This is a genomic window from Pseudobutyrivibrio sp. YE44, from assembly GCF_900104335.1.
Lineage (GTDB): Bacteria > Bacillota > Clostridia > Lachnospirales > Lachnospiraceae > Pseudobutyrivibrio.
This window is the reverse complement of sequence record NZ_FMXT01000002.1, coordinates 150,592-166,149: the sequence shown is the minus strand read 5'-3', so window position 1 is coordinate 166,149 and position 15,558 is coordinate 150,592. Positions and strand designations below refer to the sequence as shown.

General features: G+C 41.6%; 13 protein-coding genes. All 13 read left to right on the top strand.

Going from position 1 to position 15,558, the window contains the following annotated elements:
- Positions 1 to 60: 60 nt before the first annotated feature.
- Positions 61 to 1,566 (top strand): flagellin N-terminal helical domain-containing protein, encoded by a 1,506-nt coding sequence (locus BLR54_RS04960; protein WP_090417590.1) that lies wholly within the window; start codon positions 61 to 63, stop codon positions 1,564 to 1,566.
- 267 nt (positions 1,567 to 1,833) lie between these two features.
- On the top strand, positions 1,834 to 2,796 hold the full coding sequence (locus BLR54_RS04955) for a hypothetical protein (protein ID WP_090417588.1): 963 nt from the start codon (positions 1,834 to 1,836) through the stop codon (positions 2,794 to 2,796).
- Positions 2,777 to 3,256 carry a DUF2691 family protein gene (locus BLR54_RS04950; protein WP_090417586.1) on the top strand — a complete coding sequence of 160 codons (480 nt, stop codon included), beginning with the start codon at positions 2,777 to 2,779 and terminating at the stop codon, positions 3,254 to 3,256. The genes BLR54_RS04955 and BLR54_RS04950 overlap by 20 nt, the downstream gene beginning before the upstream one ends.
- 452 nt (positions 3,257 to 3,708) lie before the next feature.
- Positions 3,709 to 4,233 carry an adenine phosphoribosyltransferase gene (locus BLR54_RS04945; RefSeq protein WP_090417584.1) on the top strand — a complete coding sequence of 175 codons (525 nt, stop codon included), beginning with the start codon at positions 3,709 to 3,711 and terminating at the stop codon, positions 4,231 to 4,233.
- Positions 4,234 to 4,441: 208 nt separating this feature from the next.
- Positions 4,442 to 5,122 carry a tRNA (N6-threonylcarbamoyladenosine(37)-N6)-methyltransferase TrmO gene (gene tsaA / locus BLR54_RS04940; RefSeq protein WP_090417581.1) on the top strand — a complete coding sequence of 227 codons (681 nt, stop codon included), beginning with the start codon at positions 4,442 to 4,444 and terminating at the stop codon, positions 5,120 to 5,122.
- 22 nt (positions 5,123 to 5,144) lie between these two features.
- Positions 5,145 to 5,714: a cytidylate kinase-like family protein gene (locus BLR54_RS04935; RefSeq protein ID WP_090417579.1), complete on the top strand. Its 570-nt coding sequence runs from the start codon at positions 5,145 to 5,147 to the stop codon at positions 5,712 to 5,714.
- Positions 5,715 to 5,889: 175 nt separating this feature from the next.
- A complete protein-coding gene (locus tag BLR54_RS04930) occupies positions 5,890 to 6,738 on the top strand; it encodes an FKBP-type peptidyl-prolyl cis-trans isomerase (RefSeq protein WP_090417577.1) in 849 nt (282 codons plus the stop codon).
- Between the two features lie 344 nt (positions 6,739 to 7,082).
- Positions 7,083 to 8,174, top strand: coding sequence for a 3-isopropylmalate dehydrogenase (leuB, locus tag BLR54_RS04925; RefSeq protein WP_090417575.1), 1,092 nt, complete (start codon positions 7,083 to 7,085; stop codon positions 8,172 to 8,174).
- Between the two features lie 16 nt (positions 8,175 to 8,190).
- Positions 8,191 to 9,861: a dihydroxy-acid dehydratase gene (gene ilvD, locus BLR54_RS04920; protein WP_090417573.1), complete on the top strand. Its 1,671-nt coding sequence runs from the start codon at positions 8,191 to 8,193 to the stop codon at positions 9,859 to 9,861.
- A 154-nt stretch (positions 9,862 to 10,015) separates the two neighbouring features.
- The gene (ilvB, locus tag BLR54_RS04915) at positions 10,016 to 11,686 is read left to right on the top strand and encodes a biosynthetic-type acetolactate synthase large subunit (RefSeq protein ID WP_090417571.1); all 1,671 of its coding nucleotides are present in this window, start codon (positions 10,016 to 10,018) and stop codon (positions 11,684 to 11,686) included.
- Positions 11,687 to 11,754: 68 nt separating this feature from the next.
- Positions 11,755 to 12,837 carry a 3-phosphoserine/phosphohydroxythreonine transaminase gene (gene serC / locus BLR54_RS04910; protein ID WP_090417568.1) on the top strand — a complete coding sequence of 361 codons (1,083 nt, stop codon included), beginning with the start codon at positions 11,755 to 11,757 and terminating at the stop codon, positions 12,835 to 12,837.
- A gap of 111 nt (positions 12,838 to 12,948) precedes the next feature.
- Positions 12,949 to 14,112 (top strand): phosphoglycerate dehydrogenase, encoded by a 1,164-nt coding sequence (locus BLR54_RS04905; protein WP_090417566.1) that lies wholly within the window; start codon positions 12,949 to 12,951, stop codon positions 14,110 to 14,112.
- A 2-nt stretch (positions 14,113 to 14,114) separates the two neighbouring features.
- Positions 14,115 to 15,350 carry a DUF1015 domain-containing protein gene (locus tag BLR54_RS04900; protein ID WP_090417564.1) on the top strand — a complete coding sequence of 412 codons (1,236 nt, stop codon included), beginning with the start codon at positions 14,115 to 14,117 and terminating at the stop codon, positions 15,348 to 15,350.
- Positions 15,351 to 15,558 lie beyond the last annotated feature (208 nt).

Below are 15,558 nucleotides of genomic sequence, written 5' to 3'. Positions count from 1 at the left end.
TGCGTTCATCGCATCTCTTATGAATGGAATCACAAGAGTATCTACAAGGAGGTAGAAATTATGGTAGTACAACACAATATGCAGGCAGCTAATGCTTCAAGAATGTTAGGAATTACAACAAACGCTCAGTCTAAATCTACTGAGAAACTTTCATCTGGTTTTAGAATCAATCGTGCAGCAGACGATGCAGCAGGTCTTTCAATTTCTGAGAAAATGCGTAAGCAGATTCGAGGTCTTGATCAAGCATCAACAAATGCATCAGATGGTATCTCAGCAGTACAGACCGCCGAAGGTGCCCTTACAGAGGTACATTCAATGCTTCAGAGAATGAATGAGTTGGCAGTCCAGGCAGCAAACGGAACAAACTCAGAAAGTGACCGCTCATCTATTCAGGATGAGATTTTACAGCTTACAACTGAGATTGATCGTGTTTCTGAAACGACAAAGTTCAACGAGACCTATCTTCTCAAGGGGGACTACGGCACCAAGACACAAGTTATTGCAGCTCATGACGCAGGTCTTGCAGGCACACTTACACAGAACACAACAACAGCTACTTTCACCATCAACGCACTTGCAATGGGTGACACAGTAACAATTGGTGGCGTTAAGTACACAATTGGTGTTCAGGGTAATACTGTAGAGGAACAGTTAGCAAATGCTTTAACTGTACTTGGAACTTCAGCAGACGGCAGTGCAACACCTCATCTTACAGTAGGTGAAGTTGTAAAGATTGATGGTAAGTCATTTACTATTTCTACAGAGACAAACGCTTACACATCAGAGGTTAAGGCTACACACCTTAACAAGTTTGCAAGCCAAGGCTCAACAATTGAGTACAACGGTAAGGTTGCTGTATTATTCAGCACAGAAGACGGAAATGCACCAGATGATGGTGTAGACGACAAGACAGCAACTGTTATTACAGCTTCAAAAGCTTATCAGCTTATGGCAAACGAGCTTAGAGCGGCTTCATCAATTGGATGCGATTCAATTATCAACATTCCAACTGCTAAGTTAGGTGATCAGACAATAACTGTTACAGATGCTACATCAACAAAGGGTGTAAGTGATGCTTTGAAACCTACAATGGTAACAGGTGACAACCTGACAAAGGTAGAGTTCAGAATCACAAAGGGATCTGCAACAGTACAGAACGATTTGTCATTCAATCTTCACGTTGGTTCTGATGCCGACATGACAAACAAGATTGGTGTTACAATCGAATGCATGAGCGCAACAGCACTTGGTATCCAGGGACTTAACGTTTCTGATGCAACAGGCAAGGCAGCAACATACGCAATCGACTCAATCGCAGACGCCCTTGCTAAGGTATCAGCTCAAAGATCAGGTCTTGGTGCTATACAGAACAGACTCGAGCACTCAATCGCAAATCTTGACAATGTAGTAGAGAACACAGAAGCTTCTGAATCACGTATCCGTGATACAGATATGGCTGATGAGATGGTTACATACAGCAAGAACAATATTCTTGCTCAGGCAGGCCAGTCAATGCTCGCTCAAGCAAATCAGTCTACACAGGGTGTTCTTTCACTTCTCCAGTAGTTAGCGTGGCCAAACGCATCGGTACTTTATTTAGTACTATCCACAAATTGGGGTCCTTCGGGACCCCATTTTTATTTGGAGAGTGGGGGGCCGTATTCTTTACTGGATAATACTTGATATGTTATATTTGTAGTGAGAATAAGTTTCAAAAATTGTTTCTACGTAAAATTTCTTTTGCAAGTCTTTAAGTACTTTGATTAGTAATATTCCAGCGGATGATTAGTGTTTAATTAGTGTGAGTTTTGTGTTTTATGGAGATATCAATTCATGAAAAGACTAATTTTCATAGTGACAGCGTTATTTATTACCATTGTGTTTTGTTCATGTGACAAGAATATCTATCAGAATGAAGATAATAAAAATGGTACATTGAACAACGAGAATATAATAAACGATGACGGTTCAGGAAAAGAGCACAATGAATCACTATCATCTATGGATATGTACGAGAACTTTATTAATAACAATGAGGAGGCAAGCTTTTCAAGTGCTAATACTAGACTAACAGATCCCAATCTTGAAAAACTATTTGGCGAAAAAAAATATACTCTAAACGAGATAAACGATATTTTAGATGACAACTTATCGCTAGCCACTACTAATGAGGAAATCTCTATACAAAGCAAATATATTGATTGTGGCAATGATGGTGAAAAAGAATTACTGATAACAGTCAGTGGAAACTATTCCGACGGAAAATATGTACAATATATTCTTAAAAATATTGAGGGGTCACTACAAGTTTTATATTTTGATGTAGGGGATGAATTAAATAATATAATACAGATTTCTGATAAAGGTTTTTTGAAATATGTTGGCTATACACATACTGGTATGTGTGAAATGCGCTACAGCTACCTTGATGCAAATGTTAAGAGACATTTTTATTATGGAAAGTATTATTATTTGTCACTAGAGGATTTTTTAAAGCATCAAGAAATAGAATCTCATGATATTTCAGAGGATTTATTGCAGAATATTCAAGTTGAATGTTACTTTTTAAGTGAACAGAATGGAAGCCAGGATTATTTATATACGTATTATTTATATGAATGGGACTCAATAAAAAAAGAAGGAATTTCTAAAGAATATAAAGATGACAATATCGACAAAATATTTTCTGACTTAGGTTATGTTGTTTATTCTGCTGAGAAAATAGAAAGCTTTATAAATCAGAGACAAGAATATTTAGGGGTAGATGAAAGTATAAATGAATGGATTAGTGATTAGTGAAGGTGAAAAATTTTATACTGATTTGAGAAGTGTATTTGATGCAATCAGTATAGATAAATGTAAAGAGTATAACTGGCTCCTGACTGACTATGAATGCTATCCTCAAAATGATGAGATTCGTGAATTGTTTTCAGGAAAACCAGTAATATTATCAGGAGAAAAAATTACTGAACTGCTTGAACAAGAAAACTTCCAGTGGATTTGGGGTGTCTTTTCTGCATTTGATAAGAGCGTAGATGATGAAAAAATCTTTAATCAAAAGCTTCCCTTTGCAGAGGGGAATTCTGATATATGGGAATTACCAATTTCAATCCAACATCCCTTGGCTTTGATGGAAATAATTGCATGGGATAGTTCTTTAACAATTGTTATTAGCAGAGATGATTCAGTAATCAGTAGTATTCAAAAATCAAGAGTTAGTGCTATTGCACTTGAGAAGTATATAAATGAAGAATAAGAAAATCATAGTAGAATTAATTTGTATATTATTTATTTCATTTTTATTTCCAGTGGGACTAGATATATGTTTTATCACTACAATAATGAAGATGAATTAACGCAAATATTTGACTTCGGGGGGATGCCTTATAAAGGTCTTGAAGGTAATTCTGACATAGAGATTGGAATAGGATTCGACACTTACTTATTTGAAAGATAAAAATAATGAATGGGTAAATCCGGAGGTAATAATGAATACTACTACACTTAATAATCTAGATATTTATGATGCGAGAGTTCTGGATTTTAACTGCAATTATTTTGGAGTCTGATTGATGACCTATCAGCACCACTTGTAAAACAAGCCCAAAACTTATATAATTGATAAGGATAATATCTTTTTATCCAACTATAGTTTGCACCTTCCAAAAATGGAAAAACATGGTGCTTTACATGTAGAAGGAGTTTTAAATGAAAAAAGTAGAAGACTACGTAAGAACTATTCCGGATTTTCCAGAACCAGGTATTATGTTTAGAGATGTCACAACAGTTCTTCAGGATGCTGAGGGCTTCAAGCTTGCTATTGATGAGATGAAGAAGCTTCTTGAAGGTGTTGATTTTGATATTATCGCAGGAGCAGAGAGCCGTGGTTTCATCTTCGGTGCACCACTTGCATACGCTATGGGCAAGCCATTTGTGCTCATCCGTAAGAAGGGTAAGCTCCCATGTGAGACAGTAGAGAAGTCTTATGACCTTGAGTACGGTTCAGCTACAATCGAGATGCATAAGGATTCAGTTAAGCCAGGTCAGAAGGTTGTTGTAGTTGACGACCTTATCGCTACAGGCGGTACAATCGAGGCAGCTTGCCAGCTCATCGAGGAGCTTGGTGGCGAAGTTGCAAAAGTCGTATTCCTTATGGAGCTTAAGGGCCTCAACGGACGCGAAAAGCTCGCAAAGTACGACGTAGCATCAGTAGTAACTTACGACGGAAAATAAAATAACGTTAGTATGACAATATTTTTGGGTAGTACATGAGTCAAATGTGCTACCCATTTTTGATTAATAAAAGATTATAGGAATTGAGAATGAGCTGGTAAGCAACAAATATAAATACTGTTTTTTGAGAGTATAGTGAAAACGATGAGAAAAACAGTATTTATGTTTGTGGCTGTAACCAGCGGGCTTGGCAGTTAGTGATAATTTTATGGAATTAAAAGAGATAGCTCATATAAACACAGGATTTACACAAAAATTTGGTATACCTAGACAAAGTGGATTAGTTAGTGAAATAGGACGCATAGTTTTTACTCCTGAGTACAGGAACCCAACCTTTATCGAGGGCATCACAGATTACGACTATCTGTGGTTGCTGTGGGGCTTTTCCAAGAACAAGCCATTGGAAGGGGGCACCGTCAGACCACCAAGGCTTGGTGGTGAAAAACACATGGGGGTGTTTGCCACAAGGGCACCTTTTAGACCAAACAATATAGGTCTTTCTTCGGTGAAGCTTTTAGAGGTTCAAGAGACCCTAGAGCAGGGGCCAGTGCTTATAGTTTCAGGGGTGGATATGCTTGATGGCACACCAATATACGACATCAAGCCCTATATTCCATATGCGGATGCTCACCCAGAGGCCAGGGGAGGCTTTACAGATTCTCTTTCCAAAGAAGCTCAGGTGCAGGTGGAGTTTCCAGAACATCTTTTGGAAAAATTTCCTCTAGAGGTCCGAAATGCAGCAGTAGAGCTGTTGCAGCAGGATCCAAGAGCGGCTTATGACCGAAAAAAAGAAAGAGAGTTTAGACTTGCGTTTCACGACTATGATATAGTATTTATAGGGAAGGATAACAAGCTAGTTGTAACTGATGTATTGAAACTAAAGGTTTGATTCAGTAAGGAGGGGCTCTTTTATGTATGATTACATTACGATTGAACGTAAATATGGTAGTGGTGGACACGGAATCGCTGAGAAACTGGCAAAGAAACTGAACTATCGCTTGTATGATCGCGGTGTAGTTGTCGAAACCTGCAAGCGCATGGGATTATCTTATGACCAGGTTTCAGGAATGGATGAGCAGACTCCTATTAAGGCTTTCTTTAGGGCTCCAGGCGAGAATCTTTCCATGGAGGAAAAGATTTTCAACACTGAGGTGGAGATTATCCGCGAAGCCGCTGAACAGCCAGGTTGTGTCTTTGTAGGTCGCTGTGCCAGCGAGATTTTGAAGGATAAAAAATGCCTTAAGGTGTTCATCACAGCAGATGACCAGTATCGCAGAGATAGAGCAGTCACTGTTGAAGGAATTGAAAAAGATAAAGCCGATGAAGTTATGCGCAAGTTCGACAAGAAGCGTGAAAAATTCTTCCAGCTTCATTCTGGAGAGAAATGGGGCTCATCTGAGTACTTTGATTTGATTATTAATTCTGGTCAGATGGAAGATGACGATGTTGTGGCGTTGTTAGAGGCTCTTGCAAAGGCATAGAATGTTATATAAAATACAAATCCCTCGAGACATTTCTCGAGGGATTATTTTATCTACCAAAATGCTGCTCAATCAAGGGCATAAGGCTGGAAGGCTGATGTGAATGATTATGTTATTGAATTCTCATTATTTAGCAGGTATAATAAGCAAGATTTTGTTTTGAAGGAGTATAAAAATGAGAATAGCAGTAACATACGAAAATGGACAGGTGTTTCAGCACTTTGGACATACAGAGCAGTTTAAAGTCTTTGAAGTAGAGGATGGCAAGGTGGTTTCATCAGAGATTATCGGTTCTGATGGACAGGGACACGGTGCTTTAGCATCTCTTCTTAGCAACAAGTCAATCGATGTACTTATTTGTGGTGGAATTGGCGGCGGTGCTCAGGCAGCCCTCAGCGAAAATGGAATTGAGCTTTGCGCAGGTGCATCAGGAGATGTGGATGCAGCAGTTGAGGCATACCTTAAGGGCGAGCTTATCAACACAGGTGTTAATTGCAATCATCATGGTGAAGGTCACACATGTGGCTCTCATGAGGATGGTCACAGCTGTGGCGGTCATTCTGGTTGCGGTGGATGTCACTCTGAGTCAGAATTTGAGGGCAAGAATGTTGGCAAGACATGTCGTACACATTACAGAGGTACCTTTAACGATGGAACACAGTTTGATTCATCTTATGACAGAGGCGAGCCACTTGAGTTCGTTTGTGGCGCAGGCATGATGATTAAGGGCTTTGATAAAGCTGTTGCAAACATGGAAGTTGGTGATAAGGTTGATATTCACCTTATGCCAGAGGAAGCTTACGGTCAGCGTGACGAGGACGCTGTCATTACACTTGAGATAGCTCAGCTTCCTGGCTCAGAGGATTTAGTGGTAGATCAGCAGGTATATTTGCAGGATCCATACGGCAGACCATTCCCAGTAAAGGTGGTTGCTAAGAACGATACAGAAATTACACTTGATGCCAACCATGAGATGGCTGGCAAAGAACTTAACTTTACAATTGAGCTTGTGGAAGTGAAATAATTCTATTAATTATAGTTGCTACCAGCTGATTTTTGTGATGGTATTTTTTACCAGGAGCAAAAAGGCTGGTGGCAACTTTTTTTATATCATGTATTTAACACTTTAGAGTGGTGAAGTTTAACAACTCTACATACATATTTTTGAAGTATTTAGGTTATTTTGTCAAAGTTGTTAAAATGCCTTCTGCTACCTTGAATTTCGCGCTTTAGTGTACTAAAATGTTAAAAACAAAATTACTAATAGAGAGTATTAGTAGAATTTAGTTCGGATTTGAGCAAATTGTCTGTCAAAGCTTTACTTTACAGGGATTTGCCAAAACCAGATGAGCTTGGGAAGGAATGCTTATGAATTTTAATATTGGCGTAATTAGAGGCGACGGAATTGGTCCAGAAATTGTTACTGAGGCTATTAAGGTTCTTGATGGCGTTGGGGCAAAGTTCGGACATACATTTAATTACACTGAAATTCTTATGGGAGGATGTTCTATTGACGCCTGCGGCGAACCTCTTACAGAGGAAGCGATTCAGGCGGCTCTTGCATCAGACGCAGTTTTAATGGGTTCAATTGGCGGAAACACATCTACCAGTCCATGGTATAAGCTTCCAGCTGATAAGCGTCCTGAGGCAGGTCTTTTGAAGCTTCGAAAGAGCCTTAATCTTTTTGCAAATCTTCGTCCTGCATACCTTTATGAGGAATTAAAGGAAGCTTGTCCACTTAGAGACGACATCATTGGTGACGGCTTCGACATGATGATTATGAGAGAGCTGACAGGTGGTCTCTATTTTGGAGAACGTTCCACAGTAGAAGAGGATGGACAGCTTGTTGCACGAGACAGCCTCACCTACAGCGAGTCAGAGATTCGTCGAATTGCAAAGCGTGGTTTTGATATTGCAATGAAGCGTCGTAAGAAGGTTACATCTGTTGATAAAGCAAACGTTCTTGATTCATCTCGTCTTTGGAGAAAAATCGTTGAAGAGGTTGCAAAGGATTACCCAGAGGTAACATACGAGCACATGCTTGTTGATAATTGTGCCATGCAGCTTGTAAAGGATCCTCGTCAGTTCGACGTTATCCTTACAGAGAACATGTTTGGAGATATTTTAAGTGATGAAGCATCCATGGTTACCGGTTCAATCGGAATGCTTTCATCAGCTTCACTTAATGATACAAAGTTTGGTCTTTACGAGCCATCAGGCGGTAGCGCACCAGATATTGCAGGAAAGGGTATCGCAAATCCTATTGCTACCATCCTTTCTGCTGCTATGATGCTCCGCTACAGCTTCGACTTGGATGCAGAGGCCGACTCAATCGAAAACGCCGTAAAGAAAGTGCTATCTGACGGCTACCGCACCATCGATATCATGCCTCGCGACGGCTCATCCGTACAGCAGGTAGGAACCGTCGAAATGGGAAATTTGATATTAGAAAGACTATAATTTGGAGGAGTTTAATATGAGAAGTGACAATGCAAGAGCTGGTATGCAGCAAGCTCCAGCAAGAAGTTTGTTTAATGCATTAGGTTTTACTCAGGAAGAAATGAAAAAGCCTATGGTTGGTATCGTATCCTCATACAATGAGATAGTACCAGGCCATATGAATATTGATAAAATCGTGGATGCCGTAAAGCTTGGCGTAGCCGAGGCCGGAGGTGTTCCAGTGGTGTTTCCAGCTATCGCAGTTTGTGATGGTATCGCAATGGGACACATCGGAATGAAATATTCCCTTGTAACAAGAGATTTAATTGCAGATTCTACAGAGTGTATGGCACTTGCTCATCAGTTTGATGCACTTGTAATGGTTCCAAACTGTGACAAGAACGTGCCAGGTCTTCTTATGGCAGCAGCAAGACTAGACCTTCCTACAGTTTTTGTTTCAGGTGGTCCAATGCTTGCAGGTCATGTTGGTGGTCAGAAGCGTTCTCTTTCTTCTATGTTTGAGGCAGTTGGTGCTCATGCAGCTGGCAACATGTCAGAGGAAGAGGTTGAGAACTTCGTAGAAAATGTTTGTCCTACATGTGGAAGCTGTTCAGGTATGTACACAGCAAACTCTATGAACTGTCTGACTGAGGCACTTGGTATGGGTCTTAGAGGAAATGGAACAATCCCAGCAGTTTATTCAGAGAGAATCAGACTTGCAAAGCATGCTGGTATGGCTGTTATGGATATGTACAACAAGGGCATTACAGCTCGTCAGATTATGACAAAGGAAGCTGTTCTTAATGCTCTTACAGTTGATATGGCACTTGGCTGCTCAACAAACTCAATGCTTCATCTTCCAGCAATTGCTCACGAGATTGGCTTTGATTTTGATATCGAGTTTGCAAATCCTATTTCAGAAAAGACTCCAAACCTTTGTCACCTTGCTCCAGCAGGTCCTACATACATGGAAGACCTTAACGAGGCCGGCGGTGTTTGGGCAGTTATGAAGGAGCTTGCAGATATCGGACTTCTCAACACAGATTGCATGACAGTTACAGGCAAGACTGTTGGTGAGAATATCGCAAATGCGGTAAACAGAAATCCAGAGGTTATCAGACCTGTGGACAATCCATATACAAAGACCGGTGGACTTGCAGTCCTTAAGGGAAACCTTGCACCAGACGGATCAGTTGTAAAGCGTAGTGCTGTTGTTCCTGAGATGCTTGTTCACGAAGGCCCAGCAAGAGTATTTGATAGTGAGGAAGATGCAATCGCAGCTATCAAGGGCGGCAAGATTGTAGAGGGCGATGTGGTGGTTATCCGCTACGAAGGCCCTAAGGGTGGCCCTGGTATGAGAGAGATGCTCAACCCAACCTCAGCTATTGCTGGTATGGGACTTGGCTCATCAGTTGCTCTTATTACAGATGGACGTTTCTCAGGCGCCAGCCGTGGAGCTTCCATCGGACACGTTTCACCTGAGGCAGCTGTTGGCGGACCAATCGCTCTTGTTGAGGAAGGCGACATCATCGCAATCGACATTCCAAATTATTCCATGACCTTGAAGGTTAGCGATGAAGAGCTTGCAGCACGTAAGGCTAAATGGCAGCCTCGTGAACCTCGTGTAACTAGCGGCTACCTGCGTCGTTACGCAGCCCAGGTAACTTCAGGAAATAGAGGTGCGATTTTACGTACTCCGGAACTTTAATCTGCTGGTTATATTTGTATCATACCAGCTCATAGAAGAGTCCGTAGACATCAAGCTCTTAGGTTTCTCAAGCGAACCTTTCCATGGTGAGCGGAGAAACACTAAGGCTTGTAGGCGTAACGGACGGACTACGAACAGAAAGGTTTTTTACATTATGTTATTAAGTGGATCAGAGATAATTATAGAGTGTTTAAAGGAACAAGGGGTTGACACAGTATTCGGTTATCCAGGTGGAGCCATCTTAAATTTATATGATGAATTATACAAGCACAGCAACGAAATTCATCATGTTCTTACCTCACATGAGCAGGGGGCTGCTCATGCTGCAGATGGATATGCTCGTGCAACAGGTAAGGTTGGCGTGTGCTTTGCAACAAGTGGCCCTGGAGCAACAAACCTTGTAACAGGAATTGCTACAGCTCACATGGATTCAGTTCCTATGGTTGCAATCACCTGCAATGTTACTTTGCCTCTTCTTGGCAAGGATTCCTTCCAGGAGATTGATATCGCAGGTATCACAATTCCTATCACAAAGCACAACTTTATTGTTAAGGATATAAAGGATTTGGCAGAGATTATTCGTCGTGCCTTCCTTATTGCAAAGAGCGGTCGTCCAGGCCCAGTTCTTATTGATGTGCCAAAGGACATAACTGCTCCAACAAACAAGTGCGAATACATGCCAATGAAGCCAATCCCAGCAGGCCGAGTAAAGAAGGATATTACTGAGGATGCTCTTAATGAAGCTGTAAAGCTTATTAAGAAGGCTAAGAAGCCAGTGGTATTCGTTGGTGGTGGTGCAGTTCTTGCAAACGCTTCAAAGGATTTAAAGAAGTTCGTGGATTTGGTGGATGCGCCAGTATGCGACTCCCTTATGGGAAAGGGTGCCTTCAACGGCACAGACGAAAGATACACAGGTATGCTTGGTATGCACGGCTCAAAGGCATCAAACCTTGCAGTATCTGAGTGTGATTTGCTTATTGCAGTGGGTACAAGATTTTCTGACAGAGTTTTGGGCAATCCTGCAACTTTCGCAGCAAATGCAAAGATTCTTCAGTTTGATGTTGATCCAGCTGAGATTAATAAGAATATTATGACTGATCATGCAATCATCGGTGATGTGAAGGAGATTCTTTCTAGACTTAACAAGCTTCTTCCAGAGCAGAAGCATGCAACTTGGATGAAGCATGTAAAGGAGCTTTCAGAAAAGAATCCTCTCAAGGCTCCAGAGGAAGGTCTCTCAGGTCAGTATATTGTGGCTGAGACTTATCGCCAGACAAAGGGCGATGCTATTATCACCACAGAGGTAGGACAGCACCAAATGTGGGCTGCTCAGTTCTACAAGTACAAGAAGCCACATCAGCTTCTTACATCAGGTGGTCTTGGTACAATGGGATATGGTCTTGGTGCTGCAATCGGCGCAAAGACAGGAAATCCTGATAAGACAGTTATCAACTTTGCAGGTGATGGCTGCTTCAGAATGAACATGAATGAGATGGCAACAGCTTCACGTGAAAAGCTGCCAATCATTGAAATAGTAGTAAACAACCACGTTCTTGGAATGGTTAGACAGTGGCAGACTCTCTTCTATGGAAAGCGCTATTCTGCAACCGTTCTTGACGATGGGGTGGACTATGTAAAGCTTGCAGAAGCAATGGGCGCAACCGGAATTAGAGTTACAACTCAAGATGAGTTTAAATCGGCGCTTTCGGAGGCACTCCGATCCGAGAAGCCTGTGCTTATTGACTGTATCATTGATAGTGATGACAAGGTATGGCCAATGGTAGCACCGGGAGCACCTATAAACGAATTTTTTGAGGAAAAATAACACCTCATCCGGCCTTCGGCCACCTTCCCCTCAAGGGGAAGGCTTGATTTGAAAGGAGAATTTTTGTAATGAGTAGAGTTTTCAATTTTAGTGCAGGACCAGCAGTATTACCAGAGGAGGTTCTTAGAGAAGCAGCTGATGAGATGCTTGATTATAAGGGCTGTGGAATGTCCGTAATGGAGATGAGCCACCGTTCCAAGGTTTTTGATGAAATCATCAAGGATGCTGAGGCAGACATCAGAACACTTATGAACATCCCTGATAACTACAAGGTTCTTTTCCTTCAGGGTGGAGCAAGCCAGCAGTTTGCTGCAATTCCAATGAACCTTATGAAGAATAAGAAGGCTGGCTATATCATCACTGGTCAGTGGGCAAAGAAGGCATATCAGGAAGCTAAGATGTATGGCGAGGCAGTAGAGCTTGCATCCTCAGCAGATGAGACCTTCAGCTACATCCCAGATTGTTCTGACCTTCCTATCACTGATGATATGGATTATGTTTACATCTGCGAAAACAACACAATCTATGGCACAAAGTTCAAGACTCTTCCAAATACAAAGGGTAAGGACCTTGTTGCAGACGTTAGCTCATGCTTTCTTTCTGAGCCAGTTGATGTAAGCAAGTACGGCATCATCTACGGTGGTGTTCAGAAGAACGTTGGACCAGCAGGTATGGTTATCGTAATCATCCGTGAGGATCTTATCCGTGACGATGTGCTTCCTGGCACACCAACAATGCTTAAGTACAAGACTCAGGCAGACAACGACAGCCTTTACAACACACCACCTTGCTATGATATCTACATCTGCGGGAAGGTGTTCAAGTGGCTTCTTAAGAATGGCGGACTTTCAGCTATGAAGGAGCTCAACGAGAAGAAGGCTAAGATTCTTTATGATTATCTTGATTCTTCAAAGCTTTTTAAGGGCACAGTTAGAAAGGAAGACCGCTCACTTATGAACGTTCCTTTCGTAACAGGCAACGAAGAGCTTGATGCTAAGTTTGTAAAAGAAGCAACAGCTGCAGGCTTTGTAAACCTTAAGGGTCACAGAACTGTTGGTGGTATGCGTGCATCAATCTACAACGCAATGCCTATCGAGGGCGTCGAAAAACTCGTGGAATTCATGAAGGCATTTGAAGAAGCAAATTCATAGTATTTAAATGAGCCTGTAGCTATCAAGCTATTAGTTCTCTGAATGAAGCATGTTAGCTGAAGAAAGAGAACTGATGCTTGAGAGTGTGACAGGCGGAGTAAGGAGTTTAAAATGTTTACATATAATTGCTTAAATCCAATTTCAGATAAAGGTTTAGTTAACTTCTCAACAGACTACAAGAAAGTTGAAAACATCGGTGAAGCTGATGCTTGCTTAGTTCGTTCAGCTGCTATGCACGATATGGAGCTTGGTGATAAGTTGGCTTGTATCGCAAGAGCAGGTGCTGGTGTCAACAACATTCCACTTGATAAGTGCGCTGATGAAGGTATCGTAGTTTTCAATACACCAGGTGCTAACGCAAACGGTGTTAAGGAGCTTGTTTTTGCTGGAATGCTTCTTGCTTCTAGAGATATCGTTGGTGGTATCAACTGGGTGCTTGATAATCAGAATGACGAAAATATCGGAAAGACAGCTGAGAAGGCTAAGAAGGCTTTTGCTGGTACAGAAATTGCTGGTAAAAAGGTTGGTGTTATCGGTCTTGGAGCTATCGGTGTTAAGGTTGCAAATGATGCAAACCGTCTTGGCATGGAAGTTCTTGGTTATGACCCATACATCTCAGTAAATGCTGCTTGGAATCTTTCACGTAACGTAAAGCACGTAACAAACGTGGAGGATATTTATAGAGAGTGCGATTTCATTACAGTTCACGTTCCTCTTCTTGATGCAACAAAGGGTATGATCAACAAAGAGGCTGTTCAGATGATGAAGAAGGGTGTTGTTATTCTTAACTTTGCTCGTGATCTTCTTGTGGATGAAAAGGCTGTTCTTGATGGAATCGAGGCAGGAAAGGTTCGTCACTATGTGACAGACTTCGCTAATCCTACTACAGCAGGTAAGAAGGGAGTTATCTGTACTCCTCACCTTGGCGCTTCTACAGAGGAGGCTGAGGATAACTGTGCAGTAATGGCAGTTAAGGAAGTTATGGATTACATGGAGAACGGTAATATTTGCCACTCTGTAAACTATCCTGATTGTGATATGGGTGTCTGCACAGCAGAGTCACGTGTTGCAATTCTTCACAAGAATAAGGCTGGTCTTATCGCTTCCTTTACAACAATCCTTAGTAAGGAAAATGTAAACGTAGAAGATATGACAAACAAGAGCCGTGGCGACTACGCATATACACTTCTTGATCTTGGAACAAAGCTTTCTGATGCTGTTGTTGAAGAAATCAAGAAGGTTGATGGGGTAATTAAAGTAAGGGTGGTTAAATAAGAATGGCGAGAATAATCCCGTTTAAAGGAATAAGACCATCAAAGGAAGAGGCTGCTATTATAGCAGCCCTTCCTTATGATGTTTATAATCGAAAAGAAGCTTATGAGAAGGTGAAGCAGCAGCCTAAATCCTTCTTGGCTATCGATAGACCAGAAACACAGTTTCCAGAGGATGTAGATATGTATTCGGAGGCTGTTTATAACAAGGCTGCTGAAATGTTGAATCAGTGGATAGAAGAAGGCAGATTTGTTCAGGACAATGAAGCCTTTTATTATCTTTATGAGCTTACTATGGACGGTCGCTCGCAGACAGGTATTGTGGCTTGTGCTTCCATTGACGACTATCAGAATAGTGTTATCAAAAAGCACGAGAATACCAGAGCTGATAAGGAGCAGGATAGAATACGTCATGTGGATACCTGCAGTGCCCAGACAGGTCCAATCTTTTTGGCCTACAGGGCGGATGATACTATTTCAGGTATTATCGAGAAAACAAAGACTCGTCCAGCTCTATACGATTTTACTGCAGAGGATGGAATAAGACATCGCTGCTGGATTATTGATGACATGATGAGCAAAGCATTGATTTTCACAGCTTTCCAGAAGATGGAAAGCATCTATATTGCGGATGGTCACCATCGTGCTGCAAGCGCAGTAAAGGTGGGCTTGAAGAGAAGAGAAGAAAATCCTGACTACACAGGAACAGAAGATTTTAACTACTTCCTGTCAGTTTTATTCCCAGATGAAGAGCTTAAGATTTTTGATTACAATCGCGTGGTTAAGGATTTGAATGGACTTGCTCCAGAGGAGCTTTTGGAGGAGCTTGATTCTATCGTTGATATAGTTGAAACCTCTGATTCTCCAATACGCCCAGCCGAAAAGGGACAGTGGAGTATGCTTTTGGAGGATACCTGGTATCTTTGCAAGGTGAAGCCAGAACTTTTGGTGGATGACCCAGTGGAGGGCTTGGATGTATCCTTGCTTCAGAATCTAGTTCTTGAGCCACTTCTTGGCATTGAAGATCCAAAGACTGACGCACGCATCGACTTCGTAGGAGGTATTCGAGGCTTGGAAGAATTGGAACGACGCTGCAACACTGACTGTAAAGTTGCCTTTGCAATGTATCCTACAAGTATTCAGGAACTCTTTGATGTTGCTGACGCAGGGCTTTTGATGCCACCTAAGTCTACTTGGTTTGAACCTAAGCTACGTAGTGGATTATTCATACATAAAATATAGTTTGTATAAAACGGCCTCAAATACTAGGCGAGCGCGAGCAGGAAGGCTCCATACAAGCTAGGAAGGAACCCGAAGGGGAGGTTGCCTAGTGAAGTATGGAAGGTGGCCTGCGGGAGCATGTAAACCTAGAGGGGCCGTTTTTATGTTAGGTGTTATTTTTATAGTTATATGCTATAATATTACGGATTAAATCATGGGAGGATAGGTT

What these genes read in the sequence shown, in the direction of transcription:
- BLR54_RS04955 (WP_090417588.1), top strand. Translation starts at nt 1,834, where the DNA reads ATGAAAAGACTAATTTTCATAGTGACAGCGTTATTTATTACCATTGTG.
- ilvB (WP_090417571.1), top strand. Translation starts at nt 10,016, where the DNA reads ATGTTATTAAGTGGATCAGAGATAATTATAGAGTGTTTAAAGGAACAA.
- BLR54_RS04945 (WP_090417584.1), top strand. Translation starts at nt 3,709, where the DNA reads ATGAAAAAAGTAGAAGACTACGTAAGAACTATTCCGGATTTTCCAGAA.
- BLR54_RS04960 (WP_090417590.1), top strand. Translation starts at nt 61, where the DNA reads ATGGTAGTACAACACAATATGCAGGCAGCTAATGCTTCAAGAATGTTA.
- BLR54_RS04905 (WP_090417566.1), top strand. Translation starts at nt 12,949, where the DNA reads ATGTTTACATATAATTGCTTAAATCCAATTTCAGATAAAGGTTTAGTT.
- tsaA (WP_090417581.1), top strand. Translation starts at nt 4,442, where the DNA reads ATGGAATTAAAAGAGATAGCTCATATAAACACAGGATTTACACAAAAA.
- BLR54_RS04930 (WP_090417577.1), top strand. Translation starts at nt 5,890, where the DNA reads ATGAGAATAGCAGTAACATACGAAAATGGACAGGTGTTTCAGCACTTT.
- leuB (WP_090417575.1), top strand. Translation starts at nt 7,083, where the DNA reads ATGAATTTTAATATTGGCGTAATTAGAGGCGACGGAATTGGTCCAGAA.
- BLR54_RS04950 (WP_090417586.1), top strand. Translation starts at nt 2,777, where the DNA reads ATGAATGGATTAGTGATTAGTGAAGGTGAAAAATTTTATACTGATTTG.
- serC (WP_090417568.1), top strand. Translation starts at nt 11,755, where the DNA reads ATGAGTAGAGTTTTCAATTTTAGTGCAGGACCAGCAGTATTACCAGAG.
- ilvD (WP_090417573.1), top strand. Translation starts at nt 8,191, where the DNA reads ATGAGAAGTGACAATGCAAGAGCTGGTATGCAGCAAGCTCCAGCAAGA.
- BLR54_RS04935 (WP_090417579.1), top strand. Translation starts at nt 5,145, where the DNA reads ATGTATGATTACATTACGATTGAACGTAAATATGGTAGTGGTGGACAC.
- BLR54_RS04900 (WP_090417564.1), top strand. Translation starts at nt 14,115, where the DNA reads ATGGCGAGAATAATCCCGTTTAAAGGAATAAGACCATCAAAGGAAGAG.